The sequence below is a fragment of the Pseudomonas sp. K5002 genome (assembly GCF_013386655.1).
Lineage (GTDB): Bacteria > Pseudomonadota > Gammaproteobacteria > Pseudomonadales > Pseudomonadaceae > Aquipseudomonas.
In genome coordinates this window covers 1-10,872 of the sequence record NZ_JACARK010000836.1, presented here as the reverse complement: position 1 = coordinate 10,872, position 10,872 = coordinate 1, and the positions used below count along the sequence as shown (strand labels likewise).

General features: G+C 59.4%; 14 protein-coding genes. 6 read left to right on the top strand and 8 right to left on the bottom strand.

The features are described from left to right. From HX846_RS29585 to aqpZ, 5 genes are all read left to right on the top strand, one after another. Window positions 1–270, top strand: a 270-nt coding sequence (locus tag HX846_RS29585) for a LysR substrate-binding domain-containing protein (RefSeq protein ID WP_218645499.1), incomplete at its 5' end; no start/stop codon positions are given. A 13-nt stretch (window positions 271–283) separates the two neighbouring features. Further along, window positions 284–1,087, top strand: coding sequence for an alpha/beta fold hydrolase (locus HX846_RS29580; protein WP_102605388.1), 804 nt, complete (start codon window positions 284–286; stop codon window positions 1,085–1,087). Between the two features lie 3 nt (window positions 1,088–1,090). Next, complete coding sequence (locus tag HX846_RS29575) at window positions 1,091–1,654, top strand: peptidylprolyl isomerase A (RefSeq protein WP_003210708.1); 564 nt, start codon at window positions 1,091–1,093, stop codon at window positions 1,652–1,654. A gap of 83 nt (window positions 1,655–1,737) precedes the next feature. Next, complete coding sequence (locus HX846_RS29570; protein WP_102605387.1) at window positions 1,738–3,570, top strand: ABC transporter ATP-binding protein; 1,833 nt, start codon at window positions 1,738–1,740, stop codon at window positions 3,568–3,570. A 179-nt stretch (window positions 3,571–3,749) separates the two neighbouring features. Further along, window positions 3,750–4,448: an aquaporin Z gene (gene aqpZ / locus HX846_RS29565; protein WP_087692558.1), complete on the top strand. Its 699-nt coding sequence runs from the start codon at window positions 3,750–3,752 to the stop codon at window positions 4,446–4,448. Between the two features lie 54 nt (window positions 4,449–4,502). On the opposite strand, the gene HX846_RS29560 is transcribed toward aqpZ, so the two are convergent. The 3 genes from HX846_RS29560 to HX846_RS29550 form a co-directional block, all read right to left on the bottom strand. Next, window positions 4,503–4,751 carry a BrnA antitoxin family protein gene (locus HX846_RS29560; protein ID WP_003210705.1) on the bottom strand — a complete coding sequence of 83 codons (249 nt, stop codon included), beginning with the start codon at window positions 4,749–4,751 and terminating at the stop codon, window positions 4,503–4,505. After that, on the bottom strand, window positions 4,729–5,007 hold the full coding sequence (locus HX846_RS29555) for a BrnT family toxin (protein ID WP_177050393.1): 279 nt from the start codon (window positions 5,005–5,007) through the stop codon (window positions 4,729–4,731). The genes HX846_RS29560 and HX846_RS29555 overlap by 23 nt, the downstream gene beginning before the upstream one ends. A 79-nt stretch (window positions 5,008–5,086) precedes the next feature. Next, window positions 5,087–6,211, bottom strand: a complete 1,125-nt coding sequence (locus HX846_RS29550; RefSeq protein ID WP_102605385.1) for a GNAT family N-acetyltransferase — start codon at window positions 6,209–6,211, stop codon at window positions 5,087–5,089. A gap of 39 nt (window positions 6,212–6,250) precedes the next feature. Between HX846_RS29550 and HX846_RS39800 the strand changes: the two genes are divergently transcribed. After that, window positions 6,251–6,406 carry a hypothetical protein gene (locus HX846_RS39800; RefSeq protein WP_157222855.1) on the top strand — a complete coding sequence of 52 codons (156 nt, stop codon included), beginning with the start codon at window positions 6,251–6,253 and terminating at the stop codon, window positions 6,404–6,406. A gap of 34 nt (window positions 6,407–6,440) precedes the next feature. On the opposite strand, the gene HX846_RS29540 is transcribed toward HX846_RS39800, so the two are convergent. The 5 genes from HX846_RS29540 to HX846_RS29520 form a co-directional block, all read right to left on the bottom strand. After that, window positions 6,441–7,775, bottom strand: coding sequence for an OprO/OprP family phosphate-selective porin (locus HX846_RS29540; RefSeq protein ID WP_178966723.1), 1,335 nt, complete (start codon window positions 7,773–7,775; stop codon window positions 6,441–6,443). Window positions 7,776–8,115: 340 nt separating this feature from the next. Further along, a complete protein-coding gene (locus HX846_RS29535; RefSeq protein WP_003210701.1) occupies window positions 8,116–8,349 on the bottom strand; it encodes an anti-sigma factor in 234 nt (77 codons plus the stop codon). Further along, window positions 8,343–8,957: an RNA polymerase sigma factor gene (locus HX846_RS29530; RefSeq protein WP_003210700.1), complete on the bottom strand. Its 615-nt coding sequence runs from the start codon at window positions 8,955–8,957 to the stop codon at window positions 8,343–8,345. The genes HX846_RS29535 and HX846_RS29530 overlap by 7 nt, the downstream gene beginning before the upstream one ends. A 25-nt stretch (window positions 8,958–8,982) precedes the next feature. Continuing rightward, the gene (locus tag HX846_RS29525) at window positions 8,983–10,104 is read right to left on the bottom strand and encodes a beta-ketoacyl-ACP synthase III (RefSeq protein ID WP_178966721.1); all 1,122 of its coding nucleotides are present in this window, start codon (window positions 10,102–10,104) and stop codon (window positions 8,983–8,985) included. Between the two features lie 264 nt (window positions 10,105–10,368). Beyond that, the coding region (locus tag HX846_RS29520) for a DUF3418 domain-containing protein (RefSeq protein ID WP_178966719.1) at window positions 10,369–10,872 on the bottom strand (504 nt) is incomplete at its 5' end.

The window sequence follows — 10,872 nt, the reverse complement described above, 5'->3', positions numbered from 1 at the left end:
ACCGTCGGCAGCCTGCCCACCGCCGCCACCTTCGTCAGCAGCGGCCTGGGCTTCGCCTGGCTGCCGCGACACCTGATCGAACGCGAACTCAAGGAAGGCCTGCTCAAGCTACTGCCCCTGGAACGGGGTGGCAGCCGCAACCCGACCTTCTATCTTTACTCGAACAAGGACAAACCCCTGGGCCCGGCCACGCAGATTCTCGTCGAGTTGCTGCGCACCTTCGACACTGCACCACTGGACGCGCCATTCGCCGCACCGCAGCAAGCCTGAACAAGGAGTTCACGTGGCCTATTTCGAACATGAAGGTTGCACCCTGCATTACGAGGAATATGGCCACGGCGCGCCGCTGATCCTGATCCACGGCCTGGGCTCCAGTTGCCTGGACTGGGAACTGCAAGTGCCCGTGCTGTCCCAACACTATCGCCTGGTGGTGGTGGATGTGCGCGGTCACGGCCGCTCCGACAAACCCCGTGAGCGCTACAGCATCGCCGGCTTCACCGCCGACCTGGTGGCCTTGATCGAACACCTGCATTTGCCGCCGGCCCACGTGGTCGGCCTGTCCATGGGCGGCATGATCGCCTTTCAACTGGCAGTGGATGAGCCGCAAATGCTCAAGAGCCTGTGCATCGTCAACAGTGCGCCCCAGGTCAAGGTTCGCAGCGCCAGCGACTATTGGCAGTGGGCCAAGCGCTGGAGCCTGGCGCGCGTCCTCAGCCTGAACACCATCGGCAAAGCCCTGGGCAGCCTGCTGTTTCCCAAGCCCGAACAAGCCGAACTGCGGCGCAAGATGGCCGAACGCTGGGCAAAAAACGACAAACGTGCTTACCTCGCCAGCTTCGATGCGATTGTTGGCTGGGGCGTACAGGAACAACTTTCGAAAATATCCTGTCCAACCCTGGTCATCAGCGCCGACCACGACTACACCCCCGTGGCGCAGAAAGAAATCTATGTAAAACTGCTGCCCGATGCGCGGCTGGTGGTGATCGAGGATTCCCGCCATGCCACGCCGCTGGACCAACCCGAACGCTTCAACAACACCCTGCTCGATTTTCTCAAGACAGTCGAAACCACAACCCAGGATCACTGACCCATGCTGAAAAAAATCGCCTTCTTTGCCGGTTCCGTACTGTTCGCTGCCAACCTGATGGCGGCCGAACCCGCCAAGGCACCCCACGTCTTGATCACCACCACCAATGGCGACATCGAGATCGAACTGGACCCGGTCAAGGCCCCGATCAGTACCAAGAACTTCCTGGCCTATGTCGACAAGGGCTTCTATACCAACACCATTTTTCACCGGGTAATCCCGGGCTTCATGGTGCAGGGCGGTGGTTTTACCCAGCAAATGTCGCAAAAGCCGACCGAAGCACCGATCAAGAACGAAGCCAGCAACGGCCTGCATAACGTGCGCGGCACCCTGTCGATGGCGCGTACCAACGACCCGAACTCCGCCACCAGCCAATTCTTCATCAACGTTGCGGACAATGCCTTCCTCGACCCGGGCCGTGATGCCGGTTACGCGGTGTTCGCCAAAGTGGTCAAGGGCATGGACGTGGTCGACATCATCGTCAACTCGCAGACCACCACCAAACAGGGCATGCAGAACGTGCCAATCGATCCTGTCCTGATCAAGTCGGCCAAGCGCATCGACTGAAGGCTACAGGGAGTTTCGCGCGGGGCCCGCAGGGCGTCGCGCGCATTTGAACAGGAGAGCCCGCCGCGCGGGCGTCAGACCTAATGCTCTATCGTCGTTTTGAACAACTGATCGACATCTTCCGCGAACCTCCCAGCGCGGCCCCTCCAGACAAAGTCCTGCCCTTCTACGTCTATTACCTGCGCCAGGTATGGCCAAGCTTTGCCGCCTTGCTGGTGGTGGGCCTGATCGGCGCGCTGATCGAAGTGGCGCTGTTCAGCTACCTGAGCCGCATCATCGACCTGGCCCAGGGCACGCCGCCCGCCAACTTCTTCCAGATCCACGCCACCGAGCTGATCTGGATGGCCGTGGTCGCCCTGCTGTTGCGCCCGATCTTCGGCGCCCTGCATGACCTGCTGGTGCACCAGACCATCAGCCCCGGCATGACCAGCCTGATCCGCTGGCAAAACCACAGCTATGTGCTCAAACAGAGCCTGAACTTCTTCCAGAACGATTTCGCCGGGCGCATTGCCCAGCGCATCATGCAAACTGGCAACTCCCTGCGCGACTCCGCAGTGGCCGCCGTGGACGCGATCTGGCACGTGGCGATCTACGCCATCAGCGCCCTGGTGCTGTTCGCCGAAGCCGACTGGCGCCTGATGATCCCGCTGATCACCTGGATCGTCGCCTACAGCCTGGCCCTGCGGTACTTCGTGCCACGGGTCAAGGAGCGCTCGGTCATCTCCTCCGAGGCACGCTCAAAACTGATGGGGCGGATCGTCGACGGCTACACCAACATCACCACCTTGAAGCTGTTCGCTCATACCAATTTCGAGCAGAACTACGCCAGGGAAGCCATCGTCGAGCAGACCGAGAAAACCCAGTTGGCCAGCCGCGTCGTGACCAGCATGGACATCGTGATTACCACCATGAACGGCCTGCTGATTGTCACCACCACCGGCCTTGCCCTGTGGCTGTGGACCCAATCCCTGATTTCGGTGGGCGCCATTGCCCTGGCCACCGGCCTGGTGATTCGTATCGTCAACATGTCCGGCTGGATCATGTGGGTGGTCAACGGCATTTTCGAAAACATCGGCATGGTCCAGGACGGCCTGAAAACCATCGCCCAGCCGCTGGCAGTGACCGACCGGGAAAATGCCCCGCGCCTGGAAGTGCCCCATGGCGAGGTGCGGTTCGATCAGGTGGATTTCCACTACGGCAAGAAGAGCGGGATCATCAGCGGCTTGAACCTGGCGATTGAACCGGGTGAAAAGATCGGCCTGATCGGTCCGTCCGGCGCGGGCAAATCCACCCTGGTCAACCTGCTGTTGCGCCTGTACGACCTGCAAGGCGGCCGTATCCTGATCGACGGCCAGAACATCGCCGACGTCGCCCAGGAAACCTTGCGCGAACAGATCGGCATGATCACCCAGGACACCTCGCTGCTGCACCGTTCGATCCGCGACAACTTGCTGTATGGCAAGCCGGACGCCACCGACGAAGAGCTTTGGGCCGCCGTGCACAAGGCCCGCGCCGACGAGTTCATCCCATTGCTGTCGGACGCCGAGGGCCGCACCGGCCTCGACGCCCACGTCGGCGAACGCGGGGTGAAACTCTCCGGCGGGCAACGCCAGCGCATCGCCATCGCCCGGGTACTGCTCAAGGACGCGCCGATCCTGATCATGGACGAAGCCACCTCCGCGCTGGATTCGGAAGTCGAAGCGGCGATCCAGGAAAGCCTGGAAACCCTGATGCAGGGCAAGACAGTGATCGCCATCGCCCACCGGCTGTCCACCATTGCCAGAATGGACAGGCTGGTGGTGCTGGAAAAAGGCCAGATCGCCGAGACCGGCAGCCATGCCGAATTGCTCGCACACGGCGGTTTGTATGCGCGATTGTGGCAACACCAGACCGGTGGCTTCGTCGGAATAGACTGATTCCGTTGGTTAACTGCAACCTCAATTCCGAACAATTCTGACAGTTTTCTCTATCCCGCTGGTCTTGCTACACAATCCTGCTGTACTCCAATCAGGCCCCAGGAGGGCCCTGATTTAAGGCAGCAGGGATGCATCACAGACCCGTTAATCAGATAGAGCAATCTATTAAGGATGTGTTCATGTCACTGTTCAAACGTTCCGTTACGGAAGGACTGGGTACGTTTTGGCTGGTGTTGGGTGGCTGCGGCAGTGCGGTACTGGCCGCATCGTCCCCGGTCGGGATCGGTGTGCTCGGTGTGGCCCTGGCGTTCGGGCTCACGGTGCTGACCATGGCATTTGCCATCGGGCACATCAGCGGTTGTCACCTGAACCCTGCAGTGTCGGTGGGGCTGGTAGTGGGCGGAAGATTTCCGGCCAGGGAGTTACCGGCGTACATCGTGTCCCAGGTAATCGGCGGCGTCGTTGCCGCTGCACTGTTGTACTTCATAGCCAGCGGCAAGCCGGGGTTCGAACTGGCTTCGGGCCTGGCCAGCAACGGCTACGGCGAGCATTCGCCTGGTGGTTATTCGATGGCAGCGGGGTTTGTGTGCGAGTTGGTGATGACGGCCATGTTCGTGCTGATCATCCTCGGCGCCACCGACCGTCGTGTGCCGACGGGCTTCGCGCCCATTGCCATTGGCCTGGCGCTGACGCTGATCCACCTGATCTCGATCCCGGTCACCAACACCTCGGTCAACCCGGCCCGCAGTACCGGCCCGGCGCTGATTGTCGGCGGTTGGGCGCTCCAGCAGTTGTGGATGTTCTGGCTGGCGCCGATCCTCGGTGCAGTGGTCGGCGGCATTACCTATCGATGGCTCGGCACGGAAAAAACCGCCTGAGCCAGACAGGTTCAGCCCTGCCGATAAGGCAGGGCTGACCTCGCCAGTGCTCTATCAGCCTTGATGTGCCTGCATATACTGGCGCAGCAACTGATTGATGCGCGTCTGATAGCCAGTCCCTTGCCCCTTGAACCACTCAAGAACGTCAGCATCCAGACGGATAGTAACTGCCTGCTTGACCGGCACACGCAATTCGGCACGACGGAAGAAGTCTTCTCCCAACTCGGGGATGTCGCTGGTATCGATCTCCCGATCGTCCATCTTAGCCAGGCGCTCCCAGTCAGTTTTCGATGCTTTCGACATAGTATTTGGCCTCCTGTTTGGTTGCTTTTCGGGCGGAAATAATGCGAATTACGTCACCCCGCCTCTCGGTGTATACAACTACACCTACAAGTAATTTTATCCAGCCAATGCTGACCCAGCGTTCTTCGTCATAATCCGTTCGAGTATCACGTTGTGACAATATTGGATGTTGAAAAATATCCGATACGTCGTTGAAGTCTATGCCGTGCTTGCGGATGTTTATTTGGTTTTTGGATTCATCCCACTCAAAACGCATGGTGCATCCTGTATTTACTTTTGTACATACACTATAGCGAAGTGCTCCCGCCCTCGGCACCTGTCAACCGATCAGTGGTTCAGCCCTGCCGATAAGGCAGGGCTGCCCTCGCCTCCTCGGCATATGCCAGGATCCCCACGCTTTCGCGCTCCAGGAAATCCGCCACGGCGGTCTTCAATCCCGGGTGTCGCAGGTAATGCCAGGAGTGCGTGATCACCGGCTCAAACCCGCGAATCAACTTGTGCTCGCCCTGGGCGCCGGCGTCGAAACGCTGCAGGCCATGGGCAATCGCGTAATCCATGCCTTGGTAGAAGCAAGTCTCGAAATGCAGCCGGTCGAACTCGGCCAGGCAGCCCCAGTAACGCCCATAAAAACTGTTGCCGCCGATCAGGCTGAAGGCCATGGCCACCGGCCGTGAGCCTTGCTTGGCCAGCACCACGCGAATCGCCTCGGGCATGCGCTCGGCCAGCAGACTGAAAAACGCCCGGGTCAGGTACGGCGATTGTCGGCGTATGGCGTAGGTATTGGCGTAACAGGCGTAGACAAAATCCCACTGCGCCTCGCTCAACTCATGACCTTGCAGCCACTCGAAATCGATGCCCTGCCCCGCCACTTGCTCGCGCTCCTTGCGCATCTGTTTGCGCTTGCGCGAACTCAGCGCGTCGAGAAAGTCCTGGAAGTCGCGGTAGCCGCGGTTTTGCCAATGAAACTGGCAGCCCAGGCGTTGCAGCCAACCCGGCTGCCGGGCCAGTGCGGTGTCCGCCAGGGCGTCGGTAAAGTTGATATGGGCGCTGGAAAGGCCTTCGATTTCCAAGTAACCGGGCAGGCTTTTAAGCAATTCGAAACCGTCCTCGGCGCTGGCGGCCAACAGGCGCGGGCCGCTGACCGGGCTGAAGGGCACGGCCGTCAGCAATTTCGGGTAGTAGTCGATGCCCGCCCGCTCGCAAGCATCGGCCCAACCGTGGTCGAACACGTACTCGCCATAGGAATGCCATTTGCGATAGCTGGGCAACGCGGCAATCAGCCGTCCACCTTCATAATGCAGCAAATGCTCGGGCTGCCAGCCGGAGTGCGGGCCGATGCTGGCGCTGTCTTCCAGGGCACTGAGGAACGCATGGCGCAGAAACGGCTGATCGACGGGGACCAACGCGTTCCATTCATCGGGCGCAATCTCGGACAGGTTATTCAAACGTTGTAACGGCATCCCATTCCCCGACGGTCACGGCTTTGTGTAGGAGCGAGCTTGCTCGCGATGATCGTTAACGACAACGCGACCATTCTGACAGAACGCGGTGATCTCGGGTTCTTCGCGAGCAAGCTCGCGCCTACAGGACACGGCGCAAAAAAAAGCCCCGCCAAACGGCGGGGCAAACCAAATGAGGAGCGCTTTGACGGATGAAGAAAGAGCGCTTTGGAGCGGTATTACAGGTTGCCTAGAACACGTATTGCACGCGGGCCACGATGGCGTCGCCGCTGTCGTCGCCGGCGGCATTAACCACTTTGTCGGTCTTGGCCTTGATGTAGTTGGCAGAGACTTTCACCGCCTCGTTGGCGTACCAGTTCACCCCGATGATGTTCAGGTTGGCCTTGGCATCGCCCACTTCACGGGTGGCGGTGTTGCGCACTACGTTTTTGTCATCAACGGTGATGTTGTCGTAACGGTAGAACACTTCCCACGCGCCGTACTGCTTGTTCTCGGGCTTGATGGTATCGAACTTGGCACCGTCGAGTTTGTAGACGCGGGACTCTCCGGTCAGGGTGTAGGCCACCTGGCCGTAGAAGCCGCTGGCTTTCACGTCCTGATAGGCACTGCTGTCTGCCTTCATCTTGCGGTTCAGGTATTCGCCCTGCAGGGACAACGGACCACGGGCGAATGCAAATTCGCCGCCGAACACCGTGTCGGTGTCGTAGGCGTCGTTCGCCGTCAGGCTGCCGGAATCCAGACCCACACCGCCGCCGAAGGTCGCACGGTTGCCGTTGGCGCCCGCATCGTTGCCGCCGTTGGTGGAAACGCCGCGAACCCCAAGACGCGGACGAATACGCGAGTCGAAGGCCGTGTCCTTCAGGTCACGTACCGCGTAATCCAGGCCCAGGTGCAGCACGTTGCCGGTGTCATGCATCGGCGCAAACACCGCACGGGCGTTGAATTGCTTCACGCCTTTGCCGTTCTTGTCGTTGATGTCCTTGGAAGAAACGCTGGCCGACAGGTAAGCCATGTCGCCGACCACCGAGCTGGCCTGGATGCCCATGCCGTTGGCGTGGGAGTGGATCCAGTCCGCGACTTCATACGCTGCGTTGCGGTCAACGCCGGTGACCCACTTGGAGCTGGTGGCTTTTTCCAGGCCGAAGTCTTCGTCGAAGCGACCGGCGCGAATCACGACAGGCTTGAAGCCGGTGTAGGACATGGACGCTTCATCGAAGTAGCCATCGTCTGCGTTGCCGGAGTTGTGGGACAGGTCGTAGTTGACCTGGTATTTCCAGTCCTTGTAGACGGTGCCGCCAAACTCGATGTAGGCGCGGCGGAAATAGGCCGCGTCAGCCGAGTCACCGTTCTTAGTGTAATAGCCATCAAACGTGCCGTAATCGGCCTGCAAACGACCACCCAGCTTGAAGCTGAAATTCTGGTCGGTGGTTGCAACCTCAAGGCCGCCCTTGGTTTTGACAACGATATCGGCGCCGTCAGTTGTGACAGTACCGGCGAAAGCCTGGGCGGTGACAGCCAGGGCCAAGGCGCTCGCCGCGAAACCGGCGAAGTGCTTGCGGATCATCGAAGAATTCCCCTAATTGATGGTCTTGTGCATTGGTAAAACACGCGGTTTAGAGCCGCTGGTGTTGGGGGGCGATCTTGGCGAGGGGATATTTCAGCCGGGTTGCTGGAACATAAAGATTTTGTTACTCGGGAACTTTTTAATAGCCATTCGAAATAAGCCAGAGCCTACGGAAATCAAGGCTCCAGCCCCGGAAACTGGTGAAAATGGCAGATGATACAAAATGTAAAAACACCCGAGAAAAATGAAATATTTTTCATCTTGGTTGTTTTTTGAGCAAAAAAAAAGCCCGCATCTTTTATCGATGCGGGCTTCGTTTAAGTGTGAAAAATGATGGATATTATTGGTCGCGGGAGCGCTCGGCGGCCAGGCGTTCGGCCAACGCATCAACATCGGCGATAGGCGGCTCGGGCAGGATCTTCAGCGTCGCCTGCATCAAGCGCATCTGCCGGATAAAGCGCCGGCAGTTGGGGCAGAACATCAGGTGATGGCGCACCAGCAGGCGCTCGCGAAAGGTCAGTTGCCCATCGAGATAGTCACTGGAACGTGCCACTTGTTCCTTACAGGTCAACATTCGCCGGTTTCCTCAAAATGCTCCACCGTGGCGAAGACTTTAAGCCGTGCTCGATGCAACAGCACACGAACATTGGAGAGCGATAGCGTCAGAAGATTACAAATCTCCTCCAACTCCAGCCCCTGGCGCTCACGCAGCAGCAGTACGCTGCTTTGCAGCTCGGAAAGACTGGCCAGTGTGTGCTCCAGGCATTTACGCAATTCGTCTTCAGTGAGCAGGGCTTCGGGCGTGTCCTGGTGCCAGGCAAACGGCGCGACGGCCCAGTGGCCATCTTCGGGCACAAAGCGATCATCACCGATGGTGCCATGGGGCGCCGGCAAGTCATCGAGCAGTACTTCCCGGCGGTTTTGCTTGTAGCGGCCCTTTGCCGAGTTGGCAGTGATGGTCAGCAGCCAGGTCTTGAGGCTGGAACGCCCCTCAAACTTCGCCAGGTTACGCACCACCGAGAGCCAGGCGTCCTGCACCACCTCGTCGGCATGGCGCTGGCCAACGATGGCATAGGCCACGGCGCGCATGGCGCTCTGGTAAGTGGTGACCAACTCCTTGTAGGCCCGCTGCTCACCCTTGAGCAATCGTTCAAGCAGGTGCGCGTCGTCCGCTGCTGCCATTCAAGACCTCGATTTCAAAACATGATCAGCGTTTGCGCAGGATCACGCTACCAATCGAATACCCTGCGCCAAACGAGCTAAGCACAGCCACAGCGCCCTTCGGCAAGTCGTCCTGGTAGGTGTGGAACGCAATCACCGAACCCGCCGAACTGGTGTTGGCGTAAGTATCGAGGATCACCGGCGCTTCTTCCACAGAAGCCTCGCGGCCCAGCAGTTTCTTCACGATCAGGTGATTCATGCTGAGGTTGGCCTGGTGCAGCCAGAAACGCTTCACATCGCCAACATTCAGCTGGTTTTCCGACAGGTGCTTGCCGATCAACTCGGCGACCATCGGGCAGACATCACGGAAGACTTTGCGGCCTTCCTGCACGAACAGCTTGTCCGGGGCACCAATCCCCTCTTCCGCCGCGCGGTTGAGGAAGCCGAAGTTATTGCGGATGTTGTTGGAGAACTTGGTCAGCAGCTTGGTGCTCACCACGTCGAACTGATGCTCGGAAGTGGCCAGGTCGGCCCGCTCCAGGATCACGGCGGTGGCCGCATCGCCAAAGATGAAATGGCTGTCGCGGTCGCGGAAATTCAGGTGGCCGGTGCAGATCTCCGGGTTGACCATCAGGATCGCCCGCGCCTGGCCCAGCTGGATGCTGTTGGCGGCGTTCTGGATACCGAAGGTCGCCGAGGAACACGCCACGTTCATGTCAAAGCCAAAACCCTGGATACCCAGCGCTTCCTGGACTTCGATGGCAATCGCCGGGTACGCCCGCTGCAGGTTGGAACAGGCGACGATCACACCGTCGATATCGGCGGCGGTCTTGCCGGCGCGCTGCAACGCTTGCTCGGCAGCACTGACGGCCATCTGGCAGAGGATCGACCATTCGTCGTTGGAGCGCTCGGGCAGGCGTGGCGCCATGCGTTGCGGGTCGAGAATGCCGGCCTTGTCCATGACAAAGCGGCTCTTGATGCCCGAGGCCTTCTCGATAAAGGCGGCGCTGGATTCGGTCAGGGCCTCCACGTCACCGCGTTCAATGGCGGCGGCGTTATCCAGGTTGAACTGTTGCACGTAAGCATTGAAAGACTTCACCAGCTCTTCGTTGGAGATGCTGTTGGCCGGGGTGTACAGGCCTGTGCCGCTGATGACGACGTTATGCACGGTCGTTCCTCTAAATCTGTTCAGGCAGAAGGGTATTGGTACCGTCGTACCAAACCGTAAGTAGTTTTATGCCGCCCAGCGGCCTTCAAACTGGAAACGCTTTATTCCATCGCGCCACGGCTGCACCAGCCCAACTCGACGATCCCGGCATTTATAACCGCGAAGTTTGCCACAACATCGGACACTTGGCGCCTATCCCGCACAAACACCTTCCCTGTGGCGAGCGAGCAAGCTCGCTCGCCACAGTTGCTTGCCGCACGTCGGTCACGCTTCGACCAGGCTCCATTGCTTGCTCAGGCGCTTGTCGGAAATCGGTACCTTGGTGCCCAACTGCTGGGCAAACAGCGAAACCCGGTATTCCTCCAGCCACCAGCGATACAGCTCCAGCTGAGGGTCGCGCTTGCCTTCCTGGGCGTGTTTGTTCAGGCGGTTCTGATACTGGCTCCACAAACCGCCCAACTCGGTACTCCAGACCCGGTCCTTCTGCACCTGGCTTGGCAATTTCTCCAGGCGCAGCTCGATGGCCTTGAGGAAGCGCGGCAGTTCCTTGAACCATTGCGCCGGGGTTTCCCGTACGAAACCGGGGTACACCAGATTGCTCAGTTGCTGCTTGATATCATTCAGCGCCACCGCCTGGGCCAGGTCAATCTTGCCCTTGAAGCGTTTTTGCAGGCCATGCCACAGTTTCAAAATTTCGAGGGTCAGGCGCGCCTGGCGCTCGGCGTGCTCGGTCCAACTGCCACGCTTGCGCTCGGCCAGGGCGCCCAG

Excerpts from the sequence above, each read along its gene's own strand:
- HX846_RS29575 (WP_003210708.1), top strand. The coding sequence starts at position 1,091 with ATGCTGAAAAAAATCGCCTTCTTTGCCGGTTCCGTACTGTTCGCTGCC.
- HX846_RS29570 (WP_102605387.1), top strand. The coding sequence starts at position 1,738 with ATGCTCTATCGTCGTTTTGAACAACTGATCGACATCTTCCGCGAACCT.
- aqpZ (WP_087692558.1), top strand. The coding sequence starts at position 3,750 with ATGTCACTGTTCAAACGTTCCGTTACGGAAGGACTGGGTACGTTTTGG.
- HX846_RS29560 (WP_003210705.1), bottom strand. The coding sequence starts at position 4,751 with ATGTCGAAAGCATCGAAAACTGACTGGGAGCGCCTGGCTAAGATGGAC.
- HX846_RS29555 (WP_177050393.1), bottom strand. The coding sequence starts at position 5,007 with ATGCGTTTTGAGTGGGATGAATCCAAAAACCAAATAAACATCCGCAAG.
- HX846_RS29550 (WP_102605385.1), bottom strand. The coding sequence starts at position 6,211 with ATGCCGTTACAACGTTTGAATAACCTGTCCGAGATTGCGCCCGATGAA.
- HX846_RS29540 (WP_178966723.1), bottom strand. The coding sequence starts at position 7,775 with ATGATCCGCAAGCACTTCGCCGGTTTCGCGGCGAGCGCCTTGGCCCTG.
- HX846_RS29535 (WP_003210701.1), bottom strand. The coding sequence starts at position 8,349 with ATGTTGACCTGTAAGGAACAAGTGGCACGTTCCAGTGACTATCTCGAT.
- HX846_RS29530 (WP_003210700.1), bottom strand. The coding sequence starts at position 8,957 with ATGGCAGCAGCGGACGACGCGCACCTGCTTGAACGATTGCTCAAGGGT.